General features: G+C 61.5%; 16 protein-coding genes and 3 pseudogenes. 12 read left to right on the top strand and 7 right to left on the bottom strand.

The window, feature by feature from the left end:
- Positions 1–734: pseudogene (locus ACGLHR_RS40790) on the top strand (hypothetical protein); the annotation flags it as partial.
- A gap of 770 nt (positions 735–1,504) precedes the next feature.
- Entirely contained in the window at positions 1,505–2,707 is a 1,203-nt protein-coding gene (locus tag ACGLHR_RS40785) for a Fic family protein (RefSeq protein WP_400101372.1), read from the top strand.
- Between the two features lie 945 nt (positions 2,708–3,652).
- Here the strand turns inward: ACGLHR_RS40785 and ACGLHR_RS40780 are convergent.
- Positions 3,653–7,162, bottom strand: a complete 3,510-nt coding sequence (locus ACGLHR_RS40780) for a pyruvate carboxylase (RefSeq protein ID WP_400101370.1) — start codon at positions 7,160–7,162, stop codon at positions 3,653–3,655.
- A gap of 766 nt (positions 7,163–7,928) precedes the next feature.
- Between ACGLHR_RS40780 and ACGLHR_RS40775 the strand changes: the two genes are divergently transcribed.
- A complete protein-coding gene (locus ACGLHR_RS40775) occupies positions 7,929–8,195 on the top strand; it encodes a PhoD-like phosphatase N-terminal domain-containing protein (protein ID WP_400101368.1) in 267 nt (88 codons plus the stop codon).
- A gap of 304 nt (positions 8,196–8,499) precedes the next feature.
- On the opposite strand, the pseudogene ACGLHR_RS40770 reads toward ACGLHR_RS40775, so the two are convergent.
- Positions 8,500–8,786, bottom strand: a pseudogene (locus tag ACGLHR_RS40770) (hypothetical protein); the annotation flags it as partial.
- Between the two features lie 259 nt (positions 8,787–9,045).
- Here ACGLHR_RS40770 and ACGLHR_RS40765 point away from each other — a divergent pair.
- Positions 9,046–9,246 carry a hypothetical protein gene (locus ACGLHR_RS40765; protein WP_045237738.1) on the top strand — a complete coding sequence of 67 codons (201 nt, stop codon included), beginning with the start codon at positions 9,046–9,048 and terminating at the stop codon, positions 9,244–9,246.
- A gap of 301 nt (positions 9,247–9,547) precedes the next feature.
- Positions 9,548–9,856: an EthD family reductase gene (locus tag ACGLHR_RS40760; protein WP_045237739.1), complete on the top strand. Its 309-nt coding sequence runs from the start codon at positions 9,548–9,550 to the stop codon at positions 9,854–9,856.
- Between the two features lie 235 nt (positions 9,857–10,091).
- On the opposite strand, the pseudogene ACGLHR_RS40755 reads toward ACGLHR_RS40760, so the two are convergent.
- Positions 10,092–10,330 (bottom strand): annotated as a pseudogene (locus tag ACGLHR_RS40755) (H-NS histone family protein).
- 259 nt (positions 10,331–10,589) lie between these two features.
- Positions 10,590–10,841, bottom strand: a complete 252-nt coding sequence (locus tag ACGLHR_RS40750; protein ID WP_045237740.1) for a hypothetical protein — start codon at positions 10,839–10,841, stop codon at positions 10,590–10,592.
- A gap of 138 nt (positions 10,842–10,979) precedes the next feature.
- On the opposite strand from ACGLHR_RS40750, the gene ACGLHR_RS40745 reads away from it, so the two are divergent.
- The 3 genes from ACGLHR_RS40745 (at position 10,980) to ACGLHR_RS40735 (ending at position 13,261) form a co-directional block, all read left to right on the top strand.
- Entirely contained in the window at positions 10,980–11,243 is a 264-nt protein-coding gene (locus ACGLHR_RS40745) for a hypothetical protein (protein WP_400101366.1), read from the top strand.
- Positions 11,244–11,480: 237 nt separating this feature from the next.
- Entirely contained in the window at positions 11,481–12,119 is a 639-nt protein-coding gene (locus ACGLHR_RS40740) for a hypothetical protein (RefSeq protein WP_400101364.1), read from the top strand.
- A complete protein-coding gene (locus ACGLHR_RS40735; RefSeq protein ID WP_400101363.1) occupies positions 12,116–13,261 on the top strand; it encodes an XRE family transcriptional regulator in 1,146 nt (381 codons plus the stop codon). The genes ACGLHR_RS40740 and ACGLHR_RS40735 overlap by 4 nt, the downstream gene beginning before the upstream one ends.
- Before the next feature lie 818 nt (positions 13,262–14,079).
- Here ACGLHR_RS40735 and ACGLHR_RS40730 read toward each other — a convergent pair.
- Both ACGLHR_RS40730 and ACGLHR_RS40725 read right to left on the bottom strand, forming a co-directional pair.
- A complete protein-coding gene (locus ACGLHR_RS40730) occupies positions 14,080–14,514 on the bottom strand; it encodes a type II toxin-antitoxin system VapC family toxin (RefSeq protein WP_400101361.1) in 435 nt (144 codons plus the stop codon).
- Complete coding sequence (locus ACGLHR_RS40725) at positions 14,511–14,747, bottom strand: hypothetical protein (protein ID WP_400101359.1); 237 nt, start codon at positions 14,745–14,747, stop codon at positions 14,511–14,513. Before ACGLHR_RS40725 ends, ACGLHR_RS40730 begins: the two co-directional genes overlap by 4 nt.
- Positions 14,748–15,280: 533 nt before the next feature.
- Between ACGLHR_RS40725 and ACGLHR_RS40720 the strand changes: the two genes are divergently transcribed.
- Genes ACGLHR_RS40720 through ACGLHR_RS40705 form a run of 4 tightly spaced genes read left to right on the top strand, consistent with a single transcriptional unit; the run spans position 15,281 to position 22,926 of the window.
- Positions 15,281–16,852: a hypothetical protein gene (locus tag ACGLHR_RS40720; protein ID WP_400101357.1), complete on the top strand. Its 1,572-nt coding sequence runs from the start codon at positions 15,281–15,283 to the stop codon at positions 16,850–16,852.
- Positions 16,852–17,598 (top strand): hypothetical protein, encoded by a 747-nt coding sequence (locus ACGLHR_RS40715; RefSeq protein ID WP_400101355.1) that lies wholly within the window; start codon positions 16,852–16,854, stop codon positions 17,596–17,598. The genes ACGLHR_RS40720 and ACGLHR_RS40715 overlap by 1 nt, the downstream gene beginning before the upstream one ends.
- A gap of 1 nt (position 17,599) precedes the next feature.
- Entirely contained in the window at positions 17,600–21,922 is a 4,323-nt protein-coding gene (locus ACGLHR_RS40710; protein ID WP_400101353.1) for a hypothetical protein, read from the top strand.
- On the top strand, positions 21,919–22,926 hold the full coding sequence (locus ACGLHR_RS40705) for a hypothetical protein (protein ID WP_400101351.1): 1,008 nt from the start codon (positions 21,919–21,921) through the stop codon (positions 22,924–22,926). Before ACGLHR_RS40710 ends, ACGLHR_RS40705 begins: the two co-directional genes overlap by 4 nt.
- A gap of 198 nt (positions 22,927–23,124) precedes the next feature.
- Here the strand turns inward: ACGLHR_RS40705 and ACGLHR_RS40700 are convergent, their stop codons facing one another.
- Positions 23,125–23,694, bottom strand: coding sequence for an effector-associated domain EAD1-containing protein (locus ACGLHR_RS40700; RefSeq protein WP_400101350.1), 570 nt, complete (start codon positions 23,692–23,694; stop codon positions 23,125–23,127).
- Positions 23,695–23,728 lie beyond the last annotated feature (34 nt).

Genomic DNA, 23,728 nt, shown 5'->3' with positions numbered 1-23,728 from the left:
TGGGCGCGGTTTCGGCATGGTGCACCTCCTGTTTACTCAAGATAGGCACTGTCCGAAAAAGCGGGTCATCTCCAGTTCATTCGATTGATGAGCCTTTGACTATTGCGTCTCGCTGGCATCCCGACCCCGCAAATACGGAATTATGCAAGCATGAGAGCGAGGGAGTAGAGCGCGGTTATCTGAGTAATTACCAAAGCGTACGTAAGGGATTAGCGGCTCTGGCTTTGACGAAGAAGCCCGATATGCTGGGCGAGATTCTCGCGAACGCCGATCCAGCATGCAGAGCTGCCGCGTACGCAGTCGGGGAACTATTGCCAGAGCAGGTACTGGCTGCCTATGAGCGCGACAAGTTACTGGCAGTCAATGAGATTTTACTCAACCAGGATGTTTGGATGCGGCCCGACGCCCGCCAGGCCCTGCACGGAGTCTGTTGGCACGCCGCACGGGATGACAAGCTTTCCGACCTTATCACAGTCAACCACTTCAACAGCATGAAGGAACGAATGGTCGAAGACCATCCAGACTGGTTTGCTGAAGAGGAATACGCCCCCGAACCCGACGACAAGCTGGCGACGAAGGCTGACATAGCGCAAGCGGTGGATGCGTTGGCGGGCCAACACGGCGGGACCTCAATGGAGCAGCTTCGCAACGCAATCGATGCGGCGAATCGCCGCCTTGGTTGGGTGTTCTGGATTGCCGTAGGTGCATTAGTTGCCGGCTTGAGGCATTGGTGACGGAAACGGACTCGCAAGGATGTGTAGGTATGGACCTCAAGCACGATTGACGCTGCTCTCGCACGATATAACGAATTTGAATCGGAAAAGCGCATGAACTTCGAAGAAGGAAGCTATCTCTGCTACCACCCGGAAACCTGCCTTGAGTGCGGCGTGCTAGACCGTCCGATGGGCCATACCTGTGGCTATCAAAGCCGACGCGCCCCACCAGCCGAGGTTACGTGGGGAGCCCGGGCAAGCCAGCCCCCCAGCGCCTGCGTCTGGCGCACTCCGTCCATCGCAGCCCCCGCCCATCATGAGGGCGTGTTCGCTGAAGCGCGCGCTCGAAGGCGAGCAACTCCTTGCGCGTGTGGTCGTCCAATCAAAATCTCGAACGTCAGGTGCGCCCGTTGGATTGCAGGTTCTCCTCATGACCAGACGACCAGAGACGAGGCTCGAATGTCTCTGCGGAATCGATTGAAGCATCTCCAGCGCGAACTCCTCTCCGAATTCAGCCGCTGAAGTCTCCAGGAGCACCCTTCGACGTCCTCCAACACACTCTCCACAGAACTCTCCAAGGAATCCTCCATCCAACACTCCACGGATTCGCCGCTAAGCTATACTTATTCGGCATTTTCTGGGAATTTAAGCCTGCCAAAGAACCCTCCATCTCTCCCTACTATGGACTATCCAAAAAGCCCTACAGCCCCCTACCAACAGTTCCCCGGCCGGTAGTCACCGGCGCGCTGCCCCTCCGAACGTCAGAAGTAGCACCATACCGCACATAATTCATGGCCGACGTAACAACAATCCAACCGCTTTATCTCGAAGAAAGAGTGCTTCACGCGCCACTTGAGCAAGCTGCTGAGCTAGCTAAGAAGGCAAGAACACTGCTCACGAACGGCCGCGGGCCCGTCGCGGCAGCGCTGGCACCTTTGTTGCGGAACATGAACTCGTACTATTCGAACAAGATTGAGGGCCAGCACACAACGCCGAGAAGCATCGAACAAGCGCTGAAGAAGCACTACGCGGAAGACCAGGAGGAGTACAAGAAGCAGCTCATGGCCATTGCGCACATCCGAACCGAAGAGGCACTGGAGGTGGAGTGGCAAGGAGAAGATACCGCCCAGATGTTCGCCCCAAGTAAGGTACAGCGCATTCATCAGCTGTTCTTCGAGGGCATGCCTCCTCAGTTTCGATTCACCGAACAGGGAGAACCGATTCATCCTGGTGAGTTTCGGGAGAAGGTCGTGAGCGTGGGCAAGCACGATGCTCCGCCAGTCGCGCTCATTCCTCGGTTACTGGAAGAATGGAGTACTCGCTACTCGCGCATCAGGGGGTTCGAACACCAGTTGATTGCTGCCGCTTGCTCCCATCATCGCCTGGCTTGGATTCACCCGTTCATTGACGGCAATGGCCGAGCCTGCCGCCTCCACTCGCATCTCACTCTTCACGCCTCTGGACTGACGGATGGGCTTTGGTCGCCGCTGCGTGGATTCGCTCGGACGCATCAGGAGTACTACTTGCGCCTGGCCTCCGCAGACCAGCAAAGACGCAATGATTTAGACGGGCGAGGAAACCTGTCGCAGGAGGAACTGGTCAAGTTCGTGCACTACTTCCTCGAATGCTGCCTGGACCAAGTGAATTTCATGCTTAAGATGATGGAGTTCGATGGCTTGCGCGCACGACTTCGAGACTTGCTGATTTACCTTGACACGAATCCTTGGCTAATAGGTTCGGAGAAATCGGTCATCAAACCCGAGAAGACTGTCTTGGCCTTGGAATCGGTTGCGATGATGCGCCCCCTATCTCGAGCAGAGTTCGGTCAGATTCTCGGTGAGAGCGACACGACGGTTCGGCGCATCACTCGCAGCCTTCTTGACTTCGGAGTTCTGCAGTCAGAATCACACCGCGACTCACTCTATTTTTCCCTGCCATTGAAGAGTCTGAGATTCCTCTTTCCGAAGTTGTGGCCAGAGGTGGATACTGAATAATTGAGCAACGACGGTAGTAGGTTAGACACAATTTCTTATGTGGTCTCGCTCGCGCCACTGAACTTGCCCCTGTAAAGCGAATACCTTGCCGAGGTTAGTCTGACTCGACTCGCCTGGGATAGCCGGGTGGCCACTGTGACGGCACCTCGTACAACTCGGCAAGGTTGAGGGGATACGCGAAGCGAAGCTCCATGCGGCAGTTCCGGTAGTCTGCCATTCGAGAGCCGCCGCTCTATGGCCTGCTTGCGAAGGTCGGATTGTCGGCCGATGTCTCGGAAGGGTCGGCAAGCGCTTACCGTACCTTCGGTTGACTGGAGCCGGCTATCTGCAAACAACTGCCTGCGGCTTCAAGCAGACATTCGAACGGCGGATCCACACCAGGTAGCGACCCTAGCGGAGCTCAGTCGTCCCCCTCAACGTGTGAAAGGATTCGATGCGCCAATCGCAAATGAGGTCGATCGACCATCGCGTTTCCAAGTCTCGCTACACTTGACGCACCACGCACAAGCAAGGCCGCGTTCATGGATTCTCGAGCCTGCTGCAAAAACGCGGCCAACTTAATTCGAGCCTCGTGTTTGCCATGCTCTGGCACGGTGTCCGCCAGTTGTTGAGCGACGAGCCTCTATACAACGTGGTGGACGGGACGTGAGCCGCGGTTACTGAGTGTTCTCTATCCACGATCACCTGGAACCATCATGAAGAGTCAGGTACATAGCGCCCCATCACGCCCACTGCGGCCGTCCGAATTTCGACGTAGCTGGCTGTTCGTCCCCGGGCTGAATTCGATACGTCAGCGTGAAGGTCTGGAGAGCGGCGCCGACGTGCTAGTCGCCGGGTCCAGCGCACGCATCGCTTTGACATCGCAGCCTCCGGTCTCGAACGGACGGGAGGCTGCCAGCTTGCCAGCCTCCCTGCGATTCGCTGTGCGAGCGAAGCATACCGACGTCAATCCGCAGGCTTCAGCTCGATCAACAGATCCTTCGCGGCCACACGGTCGCCCTGTTTCACATGCACCGCGGCGATTTCGCAGTCGCGATCAGCCGCGATGTGGGTTTCCATCTTCATCGCCTCCAGCGCCATCAGCGTCGTACCCGCTGCCACGCGCTGTCCCGGCTGGACCGCCACCGTCACAATCGAGCCCGGCATGGGTGCGGCGATATGCTGCGGATTGCCGGGATCGGCAACCGGACGGCTGCTGCGCACCACGCTCGCATGCGTGGCACTGCGCTGCTCGACCAATGTTGTGCGCGATTGTCCGTTCAGTTCGAACTGGACCTTGATGACGCCCTCTTCGGCATCAGGATGCGTGCCTTGCAGGGAGACCAGCAGGGTCTTGCCCGCCGCGATGTCAACGGCCACTTCTTCCTGAGGCTGCAGGCCGTACAGGAATGCCGGCGTGGGCAACACCGAAGTATCGCTATAGGCCCGCACATGCGCGTGGTAGTCGCTGGCCTGCTTCGGATACATCAGGTACGAAGCAAGCTGCCTGTCGTCAAGCGCCTGCTCGCAGGCCGCTTCGCCTGCGGCGCGCGCCGCATCGAGATCGACGGCCGGTATCTGGTCTCCGGGCCGGTACGGCGCGGGCGGCTCGCCACGAAGCACCTTGCGCGACAGTACCGCGGGGAAGCCGTCAGGCGGGAAGCCCAGTTCGCCTTTGAACAACGAGACCACTGATTCAGGAAAGGCAATCTCCTTGGCCGGATCGCACACGTCGGCGGCAGTCATATCGTTGGCCACCATCATCAATGCCATGTCCCCCACCACCTTTGACGTGGGCGTCACCTTGACGATGTCGCCGAACATCTGGTTGACATCGGCGTAGGCGCGCGACACCTCGGTCCAGCGATGCTCGATACCGAGCGAGCGGGCCTGCTCGCGCAGGTTGGTGTACTGGCCGCCCGGCATCTCGTGACGGTACACGTCGGCCGTGCCGGCGCGGATTTCGGATTCGAACGGCGCGTAGTAACGACGAACCCCTTCCCAGTACATCGACGCCTCATGCAGGCGCTCCAGGCTGAGTCCGGGATCGCGTTCGTTGCCCGCCAGGGCCGCGGCGATGCTTGACAGGTTAGGCTGCGAGGTGAGCCCGCTCATGGCATCGAGCGCGCCGTCCACGGCATCGCAGCCGGCCTCGATGGCAGCCAGTGCGGAAGCGGCCGAGATGCCGCTGGTGTCGTGCGTATGGAAATGCACGGGCAGTCCGGTTTCTTCCTTGAGTGCCTTGACCAGCGCAGCCGCCGCCTGCGGGCGGCAGATGCCCGCCATGTCCTTGATGCCCAGCACGTGCACGCCGGCGCGCTGCAGTTCGCGGGCGATACCGACGTAGTACTTCAGATCGTACTTGGCACGGGAGGGGTCGAAGAGATCGCCCGTATAGCAGATCGCGCCTTCGCACAGCGTACCGCTTTCGCATACGGCATCGATTGCCACACGCATGTTGCGCACCCAGTTCAGCGAATCGAACACGCGGAACACGTCCACGCCGGCGCTGGCGGCCTGGCGCACGAAGAAGCGCACCACGTTGTCGGCATAGTTGGTGTAGCCGACGGCGTTCGAGCCGCGCAGCAGCATCTGGAACAGCACGTTGGGCACCCGCTCGCGCAACTGCTCAAGACGTTGCCACGGATCTTCCTTGAGGAAGCGCAGCGCCACGTCGAAGGTGGCACCGCCCCAGCACTCCAGCGAGAACATCTGCGACAGCTCGCGCGCGTAGAATGGTGCGATCGGCAGCATGTCCGCGGTGCGCATGCGCGTGGCGAACAGTGACTGGTGCGCGTCGCGCATGGTCGTGTCGGTCAGCAGCACCTGTTTCTGGTCCAGCATCCACTGCGAGAACTTCTCCGCGCCGAGCTCGCGCAGCCGGTCGCGCGTGCCATAGGGCAGCGGGCCGCTGTTGTCCACGGCGGGCAGCACCGGTTTGGGCAGCGGCAACGACGGCAGCGTGCGGCCGCTCATTTCAGGGTGTCCGTTGACGCTCACCTCGCCCAGATAGCGCAGCAGCTTGGTGGCGCGGTCCAGCCGCTTGGTGAACGCCAGCAGTTCCGGCGTCAGGTCGATGAAGCGCGTGGTGACGTCGCCGGACCGGAAGGCGGGATGGTTGATGACGTTTTCGAGAAATTGCAGGTTGGATGCGACGCCGCGGATGCGGAATTCGCGCAGCGAGCGGTCCATGCGCCGGATCGCCTCGGCGGCGGTCGGCGCCCAGGTCGTGACCTTGACCAGCAGCGAATCGTAGTACGGCGTGATCACCGCGCCGCCGTAGGCGGTACCGGCATCCAGGCGCACGCCGAAGCCCGCCGCGCTGCGGTAGGCGGTGAGCCGTCCATAGTCGGGCAGGAAGCCGTTTTCCGGGTCCTCGGTCGTGATCCGGCATTGCAGCGCATGCCCGTTCAACGAAATCTCCGCCTGGGCCGGAACGCCCGCGGCACGGACGATGATGTCACCGTCTGCGTTGCGCGTGTTTTCGGTCATGCCGATATGGCCGCCCTCCGTGACGCGGATCTGCGCCTTGACGATATCGATCCCGGTGACCATCTCCGTGACCGTGTGCTCGACCTGGATGCGCGGATTGACCTCGATGAAGTGGAATTGCCCGGAGTCGGCATCCATCAGGAATTCGACCGTGCCGGCGTGCGTGTACCCGACCGCGCGCATCAGCCGCATCGCAGCCTCGCACAGCGTCGCCCGACCGGCATCGTCGAGGTACGGCGCGGGCGCGCGCTCCACCACCTTCTGGTTGCGCCGCTGCACCGTGCAGTCGCGTTCGTACAGATGCACGAGGTTGCCGTGCGTGTCGCCGAGCACCTGTACCTCGACATGTCGTGCGTTGCGCACCAGCTTTTCGACATACACCTCGTCATTGCCGAACGCGGCAAGCGCCTCGCGCCGGGCCGCGGCGAGAGCGGTGTCGAGATCCTGCTCGCTTTCCAGGATCCGCATGCCTCGCCCGCCACCGCCCCAGCTCGCCTTGAGCATCAGCGGATAGCCGATTCCGGCCGCCAGGCGCTTGCATGCTTCCAGGTCGTGGGGCAGCGGATCCGTTGCCGGCATCACCGGCACGTCCGCCGCAATCGCGGCGTTGCGCGCCGCCACCTTGTTGCCGAGCATGCGCATGACCTGCGGCGACGGGCCGATCCATCGAATCCCGGCATCGATCACTGCCTGCGCGAACTCCGGATTTTCAGAGAGGAAACCATAGCCCGGATGGATGGCATCGACCTTCGCCTGCCTGGCAATGCGCAGGATGTCTTCGATGTCGAGGTAAGCTGCCAGCGGCTTCTTGCCCTCGCCGACCAGGTAGCTCTCGTCAGCCTTGAAGCGATGGAGCGCGAGGCGGTCTTCCTTCGAATAGATCGCCACGGTGCGAATATTCATCTCGGCGGCCGCGCGCATCACGCGGATCGAGATCTCGGAACGGTTGGCAATCAGCAGGGATTTGATCGGGGTGTAGTCCATGGGGGGCACAAAGAAACGAAGCAGCCGTGCTCAAACGGCACGGCTTGGTCGAATGATCGGAAAGCAGCACAAGCCTAAGACTTCGCCGGGCCGCTAGTCGTAGTGAGCAGACGGGGTGTGCGAATCCATCCAGTCGTAGTGCCCTGTCGTAGCCGCCCACGCCCAGTTTGTTCGCCGTGGCGACTGCTCATCGCTATCGCAACGCTCGCTTCGATTCTGGCCAGCGTGCGGCTTGCTGGCATCTCCGGCAAACTCGCGGCTGTCCGCGCCGGCTCCGTTTTTTCCGTAGTACATCGCGGTGCATTCCTCTTCAAGATCAAGGGCGCCTGCCCTTCAACGCAACGCGATAACCAGGCGACGGTAAATTTGCAGGCACAACCAGACGCGTGCCCGCTCGATCTTCTTTGCGCAAGAAATGGACCAATGGCAACCAAATCGTGTATCCCTTTGATTTAGCGAGCGATTTTCAAGTGACTCAGCTCGTTGAATTTCACAATTGAAATTCAACGTTTCATCTATGAAATCCGTAATCCACAGTGAACTTGGCTTCGACGGGGCGATCCGCTTCATCTTTCATGCGTGGCCACGGCGCTGCGGACGTCCGGCACGATCGAACCTTCAACCGGCCTCTGTCTCCTGAACCCACCGTCCAGGCACGCAACGAAGAACCTTTCTGCATCTGGCGGCAGCCGCCGGCCTCGCCACGCACCTGCCCCGCTGGGCAAGATCGGCCACACTGCGCGAGCGCGACCTGTTCGCGCTTGGCGTGGCGAGCGGCGGGCCCACTGCCGACGGATTCGTGCTGTGGACCCGCCTGCTCGACGGAGCCATCCCGGGTACGGCGCAAGCCGATGCCCGTGGCATCACCCCACTGCAGGGCGCGCTGCCAGTCCAGTGGGAAGTGGCCGAAGACGAGGGATTCCGGCGGAACGTGCGCGGCGGGCACGCGCAGGCCCTGCCGGAGCTTGGCCACTCCGTCCATGTGGAAGTCGGCGGGCTGCGCCCGGACCGCTGCAAAGTGGGGTCCCCTTGATTTTGATGCAATTTGCCCGGGATAGCGCCGCCTAGTATTCATGTGGGTTCCCGGGGGAAGGGTTGGGGAAATATTCAAATAAATCAATAAGTTGCTGTTTGCCATTTCTTGTTTGGCGAGTTGCTTGATGCAGCACTTTTCAGGCCGATACGTTGCGCCCCAGTCTCATTGCCGCTAGTCTCGGCAGTCCGTCTCACGCTCGGGAGTAAGCGCGATGGACCACTGGCAACTGGCTTATCTCGGCATGCGGCAGATTCCGCGCGTACTCAGTGAGTTCGAACTCGCCACGTTCTTCACCTTCTCCCTTGAGCCAGCGCCTCACGTAACGACGCTGATGCTCCGCCATCGGGCTGAACCCGAGGGCTTGGTAGGCCAGCATCTGATGGTCCACCAAGGTATCGGTGCGGCCGTCATGGAGTGCGCCCAGCGTGCCCATATCCGGCTTTGTCCGCATGACGGGGCGCACCCGATGCCTACAAGCAGGTGCAAGAATTTCCTCTGGGCCTATGTTGGCGCGCAGATCGGCGTGCCCCCCGCGCAGGCCAGGCGGTATAGGTGGCTGCGCCGGGCGTCGATCAGGACTCGCTCCTTGGAGATGGGCTGCCGATTCGGATTGACACCGCGTGCTCGCGTCAACCACCTTTCGATACTCTGGCGCGGCTTCCCTCTGCGGCATTGCCGCATATATCTGACTTGATGCCGGCGATAAAGAAGTCTATTGTGGCCATTCGGTGCACGCTCCCAGCTCCTCGCACCGATGCACCCACTGCCGTCGCCACCGTCCACTGTGGAATCGAGCTCGGGGCAGCAGTCGTAGTCCGTTTTTCCAACCACGACAAAGGAGGCCGACATGCTAAGTCCGCATGAAATCGCCGCGCTACTGCTGCTTGGCGACACGCAGGAGATCGACGACCTCGAGCCCGAGCAATTGGACACCTTGTTGGTTCACAAGCTGGTCACGTTGGAGCATGGTCATGATAGCGGCGATGCCTACCCCCGCCTGACAAGTCAGGGGCATTCCATGCTCGAAGCCGTGCGCCGCATTCGTTAAGAGTCAGTCAGCTTGTGCCCAAGACCAAACAGAGTGCTCTCGGCACAGCGGCCGTAATATCTGTAGCTAGTTGTCCATCGAGGAATGGCGGGGGGCGTGACTCTGTAGCGTTCCACACCGCGAGCCCCAAGCCATGCCCCTGTCGACCCACGCCGGAACCCGCTGCGAACCACAGTTTTGTACCGTTATGCCTCAAGCGCACCGGACGATACGTGTCCTGACAGAAATGGGGTTCACACGCTATAGGAAAGCTACACTAGCAAGCTCAGGCTCTATCTAACTCACGTTTGGAGAAACCACGATGGCAAAGCTAGTGGTGCTATACAAGAAGCCTGCGGACACGGCGGCGTTCGATTCATATTACTTCTCGACCCATATTCCGATCGCCAAGAAGATCACCGGCCTGCGACGCTACGAGGTCAGCAGCGGCCCGGTTGCAAGCCCGGCCGGCGATTCGCCATTTCACCTGGTTGCGGTGCTGAGCTTCGATTCGCTGGCGGCGCTCCAGCAGGCAATGGCTTCGCCTGAGGGCGCCGCAGCAGCAGCTGACGTGGCCAATTTTGCCCAGGCCGGCGTTGACATGCTCATATTCGACACGAAGGAAGTTTAGGCCGGCAGTTCACGGCCCATTTTCTGCGAGAAGGGAATGTGCCCCCTATCACAAGGGCCATGGCAGGCGCCCGGGGAGTTGTCGCCACACCACGAGGGACGCGCGCATGTGATAGCGATTTGGGCGGATCTTGGCATGCCCCCAACTTCACGCCATCGGGCATGGACCCCACCTCGGCGTACCCAATTCTCGACGCCGTCGCAGGCCTCGAAACTAGCAGGGTCGCTTTCTTATGTTACCCGATGCGGAAAAACTCTACCGTCACCCCGCATTGACCGCCCGCCGCAGCCAGTCCGGCATCTCGCCCGTCCCGTCCCAGCTCAGCCCCTCGGCATTGCGGTAGCAGACTGAGCGCGGGCTCGGCGGCGGCGCAAAGCACCCGCCCGCCTCCAACTTTTCCATCGTCAGCCCGTACTCGAGCATCTGCGCCCGGATCCAGCGAATCGCGTCCGCCCGCTCAATTTCCGTTGCCATCGTTGCCGTCACGTGGGTTGAGGGGAGCGCCGGCGCACCCGGTTCTTCATTCGCGATCGGCCCTTGGCACCGGCCTTCCGCCGCGCGTCCGTCCGCTCGCGCGGCGCCACGCGCAATTCTGCCAGTAGCTGGCGCGCCGGCGCCGCTTCGGCTCCGGCCCGCTCGGCCTGGCGAAATGGCACCAGGGCTGGCGCGCGGGACGGCCCATTAGCGTCACGCACGAAGCGTGAACTGCAGACTGCTTACGTTTGCCGCGAGCTCAGGACTCCATACAGCGGGCACGCGGCACCTCGTCAGCATCCGCAGCGTCTTCGGAAACAGGCCGATTCTGCAGGCGGCTGTGCATCGCCTCGCACCGGCTCAACATCGTATCTGTGGATTCCCCTTCAGCGCTGGCAATGCCAGCTTCAGCGGCGACCCGCAGATATACTTGCCGGGAGGCCACGGCGACGATCACAAGGATGGCGCCGACGCCGAAGGCTCGGACTGCAATTTGGAGGTATTGCGCCATGGCGAACCTACACCGTATAGCAGGAGGTAATTGGCAGTGAGGCTACACGAGGATGTCTCGGGACGGTGCCACGCCGTTGCGGGATTGACACAATCCGGTTCGCCGCGGCGGGTCGGATCGCGCGTTGCGTGACACCGCATGGCAGTACTGAAGAAAATGTCTCGAAAATCGATCACGGCCTTACCGAACGGCCACTACTGGGCCACGCCACACGCGCCCTTCCCGCTGGACGGTCCCAACGGCCATGAGGAGGTTTTTCCCGGCGCCCAATGCGTCAGCGACGGCAAATGGGTCACCTTCTATAAGGAAGGGGAAGAAGTATGGGCGTGCAATGCCGTGTATGCCGCCGCCCATTTTGACTTTGCACCGGTTCCCACCCACCGCTCGCCGACGGACAACTGAGGGTCGGAGGCTCCCCGGCCGTGGGGTACGTTTCGCCCCTTCCAAACAGTCGATTTTTCGCGGACCGGGCGTTATGTCAAATGGGGATCCGTCGAGCGACTATACTGTACATCCATACAGGATCTTGCGCGGATCGGCTGCCTATAGGTTGAGGCGGCGACGACCGCACAGCTGCATCTTAACGAAATTTTTTTGTGGTATATTCCTCTTAACGAAACTCGTTGAGATGCTTACCAAATGAATGCCGAACTGGAAGCCGAACTGATCCGTCGCCTTACTGACTCGATTCCCCGTGAGCTTGTCGTGGCGGTCGATGAGAACTTCCGGGCGGCTGCAAAGCACGCCTATAAGATCACAGCGGATCGTCATGAAGGGCATCGCGCGAGCGCTTTAGGCCAAGAGAGGCATTTCAGTCTGAACGAAGCGCTGGCAAATGCATTGGGTGGTTGCGACATTGCGCATACAGAGATCAAGGGAACGGGACTTGTTGTAGGCACCGTTGGATCGATTAGCATCAGCCGCTTTACGACCAACCATCCGAAGTGGACCAACAAGGACAAGAGCGCGAGACGCCTGGAGCTTGTGCAAGCAAATCGCTGGCTAGAAGATCTGATCCAGCCTAGTCTTTTGGATTTTGAAGGCGAATCGTCAGAACGACTGGCGATCTTTTTTGTGACTGTGTTTGCTGGCCAAGCAGAGGAGCCCTCCTCGATCAATTTGGTAGTGCCGGATGTCCGGCTGCGTAGCGAGCTTTTCTGCCAGTCTCTGTTCGAGTTTCGTCAACACTATTCAGCCCCTGCCCCGCAAGTGGACGCCGTTAAGGTACACCTTAAGAAGAGCGCCGCGGGCAAAAAGACATCGGATGGACAAACATGAGGCGCAGCGTAACAGGCTTTCGAGGCGAGCGACTTTCACAGGTTTTGGATGCACGACGACTTACCCAGGTTCAGCTTGCATCCATGATCGACGTGTCTCCTGCCACTATCAGCAAATGGCGTAACAACCAACAGAACCCTGATCCGGATAAGCTGGAGCGGCTTGCCATTGTGGTGAACGTAGCACCCGAGTGGTTCTTGAGAAGCAAACCCGAGTTCGCGGTAACAACCCCGCTTTTCAGAAGCAACGCATCGGCCTTGGTGACGGCACGGGCTCTGATGCATGCTCGCCTGGAATGGGCTGAGGAAATTGCAACTACTCTAGAAGAGTATGTCGACTTCCCCTCGGTCGACTTTCCAACATTTGAATTCAAGGATCCAAGTGAGATTTCTGACCAAGATATTGAGCTCGCGGCCATTGCTTGTCGTACCCGCTGGAGGCTGGGATTAGGTCCTATCCCGGATGTTGTGCTTGCCATAGAGAATGCCGGCGGCGTGGTAGTTCGCGAACTCACCGGCGTTGGGCAAATTGAGGGAGTCTCATGCTGGAAGGATGATCGTCCATTCGTGTTGCTATGTGCGGACAAGGCAAATGCCATTAGAGGTCGCTTCGACGCAGCTCACGAGTTAGGGCACATCGTGCTTCACCGGCATATCGCTCCGGCGGCAGCAAAGGCAATGCACAAGGAACTGGAGCGTCAAGCCCATAGATTTGCCGCTGCATTCCTACTTCCGGCGGAGACTTTTGCTGCTGACTGCCCTTTTCCTCCCACATTGGACACGTTGCTTGCTCTCAAGTCGCGATGGAAAGCATCTGTCGCAGCAATGATCATGAGGCTGCACGCGCTAGAACTTATCGATGACAACGAGAAGCTCAATCTATTCAAGCGGCTGTCTGCGCGCTTCGGACGAAAAGCTGAGCCGCGGGACGAGATGTTTCTCCCGGAAGAGCCTCGTTTGCTTCGTAGGGCAATTGAGCTGTTAGTTGACTCGGGGACATTCCGCCGAGATGAGATCCATAGGCTATTTGGGCTTTCCGCCGGTGACATTCACTCCTTGGGTGGGTTGCCGAGTGGCTATCTCACGGCAGCTCCGGCGGTCGTGCTGGATCTACAGTCGGTCCGACTCCGCCGAGCATCATAGACACCACCAGCAGTTCTCATGAGCCCGCTTGTCCAGCGCAGCGGGCTTTTTTTTTGCCCTGCTTCGCCGGAAACCCGCATGATTACGACGTGCGCCACCTCGGTAAACTACTGGGATACCCGACGAGACCCTGTCCCTGCCCACCTGTCCGCATGTCTGACCATGTCACGCACTGATATTCGTGTCTGATCGACGCTGACACGCGCCAACCACCATACCGCGCCAGCTCGCATCCTCCTCAGCGGCGAGCGCGTGTACGGGAAGGGTGCGGGACTAGGGTAAAAACTCGCAATGACTATCGCTTTAGTTTTGGGGGGAACCCCGTCGGGGACATGCGGACGCTAGAAGGCTGCTGGGTTGCGATAACGCTTCCTATGGACAGTTTGAGGACAGATACTCCAGTGGGCTACGCTTCAGGATCACGGATAAGGCCACCGGGCGTTCTGTCAGCGAATCAATGGTTGGTGGGATATGGGACGCGTGCTGCGAGGACGCGCGAGCCTTCCGGATCTATATGCGCATCGGCGGCTGTCGGTAGTTCGCCGGAGCAGGTGGCTGAACGCAAAGGAAAGGCGATCCGGTAGTCGGCATCTACCGAGTTCTCGTCGCCTGCAACCGACATGGAAGGCCTCGAGCGCTGGCTACCAGCGCATGATGCCGCGCCTGGCGCTCGTCCGTGGCAACGTCTATGTGTTCCCGCAGCGAGCCGCGGCGAAACTGCCCAAGCGCCTGCCAGCCGAGCCGAGCACGTCACCGCGATGCCGGAGTCTGGCCAGATACGCGCATAGCAAAAAGCCCCGGAAATTCGGGGCTTTTTCTCATACGCTAGCCGGCGCCCATGTCTCGACGCCGAACCGCCTGCATGCGGTAAGTATGCCCTTGTCCAGCGTGGCTATCTGCCAGTCATTGACGCGGGCCACCTCGAAATACAGGCTGTCGTACCCCTGCAAATGGAACTCGTGCGCGCGGCGCACCATCGCTTCCATCGGGTAGTACTCGGCGACGATTTCGCTTATGGTGGCCTGGATATAGGCCGCACACTGCGCAACCTTTTCCACGCCCCACCGCGCCGATCTGCCGTGTTTCAGCAGCTTGTGCGAGCACTCCACAAAAAAGATGTTCGGCACCGCCGCCCTGATAGTGCCGTCCGCAATCGCATCATGCACGGACGCGCTATAGCGCAGCATTTCCTCGTTGTCGGACGGCAGGAACCACCCCAGCGCGACGCTAGCATCAATGACAACAGTCGTCATTCCTCACCGTCACGCATGCGTCGCACGGATTCCATTATCCCGACCTCGCCGGAGCGAGCGACGCGCGGACGCGGCAGACCGCGCCGCATCTCCGCGAGCTTCTTGAGGTTCACGGTGCAATGGATATGCACGGCGTCTGCCCCAGCCGGCAGCGTTAGGCTCACCGACCGGGGCTTCTCCGGCATTTCCGGCGCGCCCTTGCGTGCGCGTTCGATAATCTTGGCTGGCAACATAGCTACCCCTCTTGACATGCCGCCATTATACCGCTACTCCCTCCCGCTTGAAGTGGCCTTTGCTGTCACGGACCACCGTGCGGCGCTTGTGCTTGTGTGCCATGGTTTCCCGTCAGTGGTGGTTTTCCAGATACCGGTCTAGCCGGGCGTGCGCAGCGGGCGCCGAATCGGCCGCCGCCCGCGCCGGCGGATGAGCTCGGCGGCGGCCGCATCCTGCGAGTCCGGCGAAAAATCGGTCGGGCCCAGCGCGGTGCGCACGCTGTCCCATGTGCTGGCGATGATCTGGTAAGGGGCCAGGCTTGGCCGGTATCCGCCTGGACCGGCTCGGTATAGACTGCCCGAATTCGGAACAGTATGCTTGCGACCTTCGAGACATCGTTTAACGGGTGTCGAGCGCGCTGGCACGATGCGCGGCAGGCGCGACAAGCAGGTGAGGGCCTGCGCAAACGCGCGGCTGGCGGCAGCTTGAGGGGGCCAGACATGACCCCGTCCGGCCTCTTGACGGCGCAGATGCACCCCGGACAATTCCGGACATGACAGACACCCTGAATTCCGATTCGCCGCAGGCAAGCGCGCTTCTCCCCGAAGAGTCTGGCCAGGTGACCGCCTGCCACACTAGCGTCGCCGGTGCCGTGCCCGCCCCTCTGGACGCGGGTCTGCCTGACCAGGGCCGACTTGACACGCCAAGCTCGGGCCTACTGGACCTATCGCGCCAACAGTGCAACCTTCTGCTGCTGCGCCCGCTCTTCGCGCTTGAGCTGAACAAGGGGCGCGTTGGGAGCGAGTCCACTGGTGACGCGGGCCTTTTAGCCAGTGTGGATACGCACTACCTGGTGCTGTCCGTGCTGGACTTCATGATGGAAGGGACCACCATGAACATGGGCTGCACCCAGGACGAGGTGCTGCGTCATCTCGCGGCTGCGGCCCAGGAGATGAAGCCTGGGCTGAGCGCGACGCAGTACGCGCGAGTAGCCGAGGTGGTCATGGACACCCTGGATAACAAGGCCAACGCCTACCGGGAATTCAGTTATGAGTTTTTCAACGCCGCGCAAAAATCGGTCAAAACAGCGCGATTCCGCCTGGTGACCTACGAGCCTGACCTCGAGGACGTCTATCGGTACCGCCCCACCTCCGAAGGCTATCTGGTCTATCTTGGCATGCTGGACCTGTCGCCGGAAGACTCGCAGGTGCTCATGGAAAAGATGCTCGACCTGCTTGTGCAGCGCGGACGCTTTGAGGCCGCACTGGAAATCGCCAAGCGGGCGCGCAAGTTGTCCATCGAATACCGCCAGCTGATTCGGGACCGCCTCACGCAGGCCTACCGCGCCCCAGGCTCGGTCAACTGGACAAAGGAGGTGGCCGAGAAGCTCGGCGCCGCGCGCACCCATGTCCGCGGCCGGCAAAACGAGGACCAGCGCATGGAGGAAGCCGTGCGCGCAGCGCTGGTGTCGGCGGAGGATTTCGAGTCCCGTCAGCACCTGTCGCAACTATTGAAAACCGTACAGAGCGCGGGGCTGGTGCGCTCGAACCTGGTCAACGACATTACAGTGGCCCCAGAGAAGTTTCTGGAGTCGCAGCGCGCGGTATTTCGCGCCAGGCGCCCCTCCGGCCTGCCAGACCTGGAAACCCACCTGTTCCCAGGGTTGCTGGGTTTGCCGGCAAACGTCCTCACCGACAATGCGGACCACTGCATCAGCGGCCTTTACCCGCCGGTATGGCCCAAGGTCTACGATTTGAACGCCACGTTCTCACTGCTGCTGGAGCGACGGGCAGAAGACACCCCTCCGGAGGAGGACGACGGCGACATTGCCCCGCATGAGCCTCCTCCTGACCAGTTCTCCAAGGCGCTCATCGCCACTGTCGTGAACTGGCTGACCCAACGTTTTAGCACCGGCAAGAGCTATTACCTGGACGAACTGCTGGGCCAGGCCAAGGAGGACGGCCTCGACACCGCGATGTGTCACTGCATGGCGCTGGTACTCATGCGCTCGTTCGCCCAATCGGAGAGCCTGTTTCCCCATATGCGTTCGGACGCGTCCGGTCGCTTCAGTCTGGATATTGCGCAGGGCACGAACCTGATGGTTATGCCCGCCGGAGAGGAATAGTGACAACACCCCAGCTTACGGTGCGAAATGCCGCAACCCTGATTTACAAGGCGCTGCACACCAACCTGTCGCCTGCCAACGACAACCAGTATCGCGAGTTGTTGGCTCTGTACCGGGCGCAGCCTGAGTTTGCCGCCGACGTCCATGAGGTGGCCCTCGGGCTGGAATTGCTTATCCTAGACGTGAGCGAACGCGGGCTGATTCTCGTGCCGGCCACCCGGGAGAGCCGTTTTGCGGTGCGTATCACGGACATCCGGGCCAGCCTCAAGCCAGAGCAGAAGGCTGGGCTGGTGCTCGCCCACATTGCCATTGCGGCGGTGTTTTTCCCGACCACGGATGGAATGGAAGACGACAACTATATTCCGCCCCCAGCGAGCGTTGCGCAGTTCCGCGACGCCTTGCATGCCCTCGCGCGCCGGCTCAAGGACGCATGCGAGCCGCAGACGGATGTGCCCCAGGAGCTGGCGCCGGGCTGGGAGCTGGTCTGTGCCCTGCCCAGCGCAGTTCCCTCCGGCCAGCGCGCAACGCCCAGCTCGGTGACTGGCCTAATTAGCCTTGCCCTCGGACACATGACCACGGGCGGCCTGGCCCGGCTGGACCGCGACGCCTCCGACGAAACGCTGGCCACCTATACGGCCACGCATCGCCTGCGGGTGCAGCTGCGCGAGCTGACCCTTCGCCGCCTCTTCGAATTGGCACAGACCGGTGCCACCAACGTATCCGCCCACGCCGGCCAGGTGAACTGACATGCAGAAAATCACCCGCATCTATGTTGGCAACTACGGCATCGACATGGCCTGGTATGACGGCATTACCTTTGACCTGACGGCCCCTGACACCGGGGCGCCGACCGACACCATCATCAACCTGGAGAACGGTGGGGGCAAGACCACCCTGCTGAGCTTCATCTTCTCCTGCTTCGAGACAAGCCAGGACCGCTTTCTCAAGCACATCCAGAACAAGAACCATCGCTTCGCCCAGTACTTCGCTGCAGACGGCCTGCCGGGCGTCGTGCTGGTGGAGTGGGAGATGCCCTCGCGCGTGGCCAGCGGCACCCCTTACCGCCTGGTCACCGGGCAGGCCGTGGCTGCGCGCCCCAATGCCGACCATGGAGAGGTGGAGCGCGCCTTCTTCAGTTTCGAGGCGAACGAGGGCTTGCGCTTTGAGTCGGTACCGGCGCCCAAGCTCACCATGGCACCGGCCAACAGTATGGCGGAATTTTCCCGCTGGCTGCATGAGAGCCAGAAGGAGGCGCCAGACTTCTTTCATACCCGCACCCAGCAGGACTGGCAAAAGCATCTGCGCGACGAGCGCCTGATTGACATTGAAATGCTGCAGCTTCAGGTCAATTTCTCCGCCGAGGAGGGTGGCATCGACACCGGGTTCCTGACGTTTCATTCGGAGCCGGAGTTTGTGCGCAAGTTCTTTGACCTGACGCTTGACCCGGAGCGCTCAACCGCCGTTCGCAACGTGGTCGTCAACACGTGCGACAAGCTGCGGCGCAAACCCTTGTTCCGGCGCCGCCTTGAGGAGCTCGAAGCCCTCCAGGACCACCTGACGCAGTTCGATACGCTGGCACAGGCCTATCAGGCTGAACAGGAATCCCAGCGCGGCGCCCTACTGCGCGGCGGCGGCCTGGTTCTCAGCCTGGAGGGGCGACACCGCGAGCGCGTTGCCACAGCTGGCGCCGAGGCTGGGCGCTCGAAGGCGCAAGAGACACAGGCGGCCGAGCACACGGCGGCCGAGAAGGCACTCTCCGCCGAGGAGATCGTTCTTCAGTCACTCCGGCACCATCGCAATGTGCGCGCTGCCGAGGACAAGAAGGGCCAGGCCGACACGGCGCTGACCTGGGCCAAGCAGAAGCTGACGCACTTGCATGCCGCCCGCGCCCGCACGGAAATCACCGCGGCAGAAACCCAAAAGACCGTTCTGGAAAACCAGGCCAATGCGGTTAAGGAAGAGCTTGAGCCCTGGCGCCGGGCCGTCGACAAACATGGCGCGAGGCTGCGTCGTGGGTTGCACAATGAGGAGGAGCGCTTGCGTGCCGAGGCGTCCGCCGCCGAGAAGCAAGAGCGCACCGCGCAGGCCACGCACAAGGCCCTGGGGGCCGAGCTGGGTCACCTGAGCACGAACGAGACCGCAGTGATTGCGGAACAGGCCAAGCTCTCCGCGCAGAACGAAGCCTTCGAGGCAGCAAAGACTCAATTGCTGCGCGATGGGCTGCTGGAGCCGGAGGAGGAGACCACAGCCGCTGTTGGCCGATGGACCGACACCGCGGCCTCACACCGCTCGGAGGAGTCACGCCACCTGGCTGAGGCACAGGCGCTTCGGATCCAGGAACAAAGCTGGCGCAACCAGGCGAAGGCGGAAGGCGAAGCGGCGGCGCGCTTGCGCGCCATGGTGGAGCAGCGCAACCGGTTCTTGGCGGAAGGTCAGGCCGAGCGCGAAGCGTTGTCGCAGCTCTCCGTGATGCGCCTTGCCGTAGACGCGGACACCGCGGACCCGGACTCCCCGGTGCTGGCATCCGCGCTGGACCGCCTAATTCAAAGCAGCGAGCGCGAGCTGACCCAGTCGGACGTGCACCTTGCCGAGTTGCATGCCAGCAAGGCGTCCATTGACGAGACCGGCGTAGCGGGTAGCTCGCGCGACGTCGATGCGGTCATCGCCTGGCTGCGCGCAGCCGGCGTGCAGTCCGCCCGCGCCTACAACACCTACATCGCCCAGGCGATTCCGGACGCGCAGCAAGCCCGCGCGCTGGTGACCAGTCATCCCGCGAGGTTCCTGGGGGTGTGCGTGGCGTCGGCCGAGTTTGCGAAGGTGCGCAGCCTCACCGCGCCACGCCCCGCCTTGACGGCCCCGGTGATGATTTCCGTCACCACGCTGGACCCGGAGAACGCGGAGGACAACCGCGTCGTCATCCCGGCTGCAGACGACGCCGTGTTCAACGTGGAGGCGGCTGCCGCCCTGCTCACGACGCTGGAGGCCCGGCTTGCCGCAGAGCAGGCGCGCCGCAAGACGTTCGCGGACCGCCATCACGAGGCCCTGGCGGGCAAGCAGCGGCTTGCCGCCTATGTGGGGCGCTACGGCGAAGGCAAGCTTTCCGCGGCGGGGGCGGAGGTGACCCGGCTGTCCGCGGAAGCGGCCGCCACCGAGGAACGTGCGCAGCAGGCGGAAACGAAGGCTGCCGCTTGCAGGGACGCTGCCGTCCTGAGCCAGGCAGCAGCGGGTAAGTCCGCCCAGGAAGGCACCGAGGCACAGCGGCATGCCCGCACGCTGCAGCGGTTTGCAGAACAGCACGAAAGTGGCCGTGTCGCACGGGCGGCGCGCCTTGCCGAGATACAACGGGAGCGGGCCGACATCGTCCAGCGGCGGGCAGAAATCGCCCTCGAGCAGGAGCAGCTGGCTGAGGCAGAAAGGACCGCCTATCGCACCCGAGTCGACCTGACTTCGCGGGCCGACGGGCTGGGCGAAGAGCGCGGCACCCTCAAGTATTACGACAAGTCCTACCCGGCTGGGGAGGAGCTGGCCGCCAACCCGCAGCCGCTTGACCTGCTGCGCCGGCTGTACACCGACGCGCTGCAGACCTTCGAGACCCAGGAAAAAGACCGCCTGGGGCTGCTGCACCAACAGCTGGACGGCGCCCGCGAGAAGGTTACCGAGAAGACGCAGGCTTTCACGAACAACTTTCCCGGTGTCACCGCTTCCGATATCGCGCCTTTCCTGAGTTCAAATTTTGATGCCGTGATTCCAGTCACGCAAGCAGAGGTGAACCAGGCGGATTCCGCGGCGCGGGGCGCCGACAGGAACCTCGCGGTCGTCAAGGACCAGTTCAAGGCATTTCACAAGGCCAGCAAGCCCGCCTATGCGCCAGGAGCCGAGATGGAGGCGCTGGACGACGCGGCCCTGTCCGCACGTATCGAGCAGGTTGCCACCCTGAAGATTGAAGCTGACGACTCGGCACGCGCTGCCAAGGGCACATCGGTACGTGCCAAGGAGCTGGCCCGGCAAGCGGAGGCCGAAGCGAAAGAGGCCCAGGGCCTGTCCAGCATGCTGCGTGCGGCGCTCAGCCTGCCTGAGCTCATCGTGGCCGACCCAGTCACGCTGGGTGGTGACATCCCTGCCCAGGCCGAGACGCTCGTCCATGAATTCAACTCGCGCGCCTCTGCCGTCAACGGTGCTCGCACCAAGGCCCACCGGGCATTTGACGCCTTGAAGACCGCCGCTACCCGGTCTGCCTTGCAAGAGGTGGAGCCAGAGATTGCCGCTCAGCTGCAGCACAACGACTTCGATGCTGCGTGCGCCGATAGCCAACGGCTCCTGGGTGGCATCCTTGACCGCATCGGCACAACCCAGTCGAGCCTGGACGGCATGCAGGCTGACTTCGATGCCTGCGTGGGCGAGCTGGTCACGCTCACCAATAGCGCCATCACCCTGCTCAATTCGGCGGTGAACAACAAGAAGGTGCCCGCGGCCGCACCGTATGTGGGAGGCAAGACCATCCTCAAGATGCGCGCGCGGTTGCAGGACATCCCCCAGGATGCCCGGCGCCAATCATTGCAGAACTACCTGGACTCGCTCATCGACACGAATATCGTGCCTGCGAAGGGGCCGGAAATGGTGGCAGACGCCCTGCTGCGCATCCACGGCAAAGCTCTGGGGCTGCAGGTGCTCAAGATGGTGCCCGACGAAGCCCTGCAATATGTGCCGGTGGACAAGATTCAGAACTCAGGCGGCGAAGGGGTGGTGATGGCCATGTTCCTCTATTTGCTCATCAACCAGTTGCGTGCCGAAACGCAGGCCCGGCTCAAGAAAACAGGCGGTGGCCCGCTGATTCTGGACAACCCGTTTGCCAAAGCCACCACACCGACGCTGTGGAAAGCGCAGCGCTTGCTCGCCCAGTCCATGGACGTGCAGCTTATCTTTGCGACGGCGCTGCCTGACTACAACACGATTGGTGAGTTCAGCCGCTTCATTCGCCTGCGCAAGGCCGGGCGGAACAACAAGACGGGGCGTTGGCACTTGCAGGCGGCCGACCTCAAGCTTCACGCGCCGGAAGGGGAGCCGGCATGACCGCAGGTTTTCTGGAAAAGCTGCAGCAAAGCACGCGCAAACGCATTCCCTTGGACGAGGTTCGTCGCCTGTTCTTTGAGGCTAAGCCTGAGATCGCCGCGAACCCGTCGCGCAACGAACTGTTGCTCGACGCACTGCGCGCGCTGCAGGCGTCCAGCGCAGTTCACTTGCCGGCCGCCGGCAGCTGGGAGAAGCTAGGTAATCCGCCCTTACCCAACTGGATTCAGCTGGTCCGCGAGGTCCCTTCAGTGGAGCGAGAGGACTATTCCACTGTGCCTTGGGTGCCGGAGTTTGGTTTCTGGCCAGACCTGAAACCTTCCACGCTGGCGGCGGCGAAGGCCATCAACACCTTTTTACTGAATCGCCGCGGCAGTTTTCGCATGGTGCCCATCAAGGAGCGGTCGCTGGAGATATTCGGCGACGAGAAGCGGCTTGATGCCATGCAGTCAGGCGGCACGCTCTTCGGTAGTCGCCTGCCGCTCTCCGCGATTGGCGCCTTTCAGGTTCCGCTGCCCTTGCCCTATCGCCAGGCGGACGCGCCTGGGCGGCCTGTGCTGATTCTTGAGAACCACAACAGTTTTTGGAGCTTTGGAGAGTGGAATCACGATGCCAGGCGCTATTCTGCAGTCGTTTATGGCGCCGGCGAAGCCTTCCGCAGCAGCGGCGCTGCGCTTGGAGAGGTGCTTCGTGAGGTTGACGGCGTCGGCGCGGAATATCTAGGAGACCTCGACCCCACAGGGATTCGGATTCCCCTTGAGTTCAATGGGGCAGTTGTGCCTGATAATGTCCGCGTTGCGCCGGCGCTCGAGCTTTACCGCTGGCTCCTCCGCAACGGAACCCGCAGGGCGCGCGTGGACGGCCAGATGGCGCTGGAGGGCCTGGGGCAGGCATGGCTCGGCCCCGAGCTTGGCGATGCGCTAACGCTGCTGTGGGCCGAAGGGCACTGGGTTCCTCAGGAGGCCCTCGGGTTTGAGGCCCTCTTGAAAACCGGTTCTTTTCTCTAACTCACGGGCGTCGCCGCGCGATTTCGGGTAATCGTCCCTTTCGTGTGAAATCTAGCGGTCACGCCACAAAAGCTATTGCGAATCAAGGAGTTGCATTATCTCTGGTTGCGCGAAAGGCGGGAAGGGGCAGAGCCTTGCTGCAGGCGGCTCTCCGGTCGATCACCGCCACTTTTCGCACGAAAGGGACGATCACCCCGCTCAAGGCGCCTGCAAAATCGCCAACTGTGGATGGTTCGAAAAGTCTTCCTTCGCTGTCTTAAACAAGCTGCCAAAGTTGATATTCCTGCCTCCCCCGCCCTGCTTCAGCGTTCGAAGCGCTGCATGCCAAGCAGCCTGACCTGTGGGATGAAACTGGAGACGGGACAGGTCACCACCCGCGCGGCTCCACACCTCCTGATCCCTCGGTCCGAATGGGTAAAGCTCGACCAAGACTTCTTCTAACACGGACCAAGAGTCCGCCTCTTGCGCCGTGGCCGTGGTCTCGGGGCTGTACGGCGACTTCTTTCCGCCTTGGCTCAGCGCGACAGCAAAGTTGCCTTCAAGGTTGTCAGCCTTAAAGATTGGGTGCTGGTCGTCTGGGATCAGCTTAGGCACCTCTTCGGAGACGTAGTTAAACAGGTCAAAGACCTTGATGAAGCCGCTGGCGCTCTTGTCGGCCGACGCGGAGGAGCCTTCACCGCAGAGCTGATCCCAAACCAGGCCGCCATATCGGGGTAATCGTACCTTCCGTGCAATTTCTGGCGGTTTGATTGAAAAAGAGCTTATCAATCAACGATCTACGGAATTTCCGACTGAGTGAAAG

Origin of the sequence: Cupriavidus sp. CuC1, from assembly GCF_044627735.1 — a bacterium.
Classification (GTDB): Bacteria; Pseudomonadota; Gammaproteobacteria; order Burkholderiales; family Burkholderiaceae; genus Cupriavidus; species Cupriavidus ulmosensis.
Note: the sequence above shows the minus strand (reverse complement) of the source record. Positions and strands in the feature narration are given on the sequence as shown.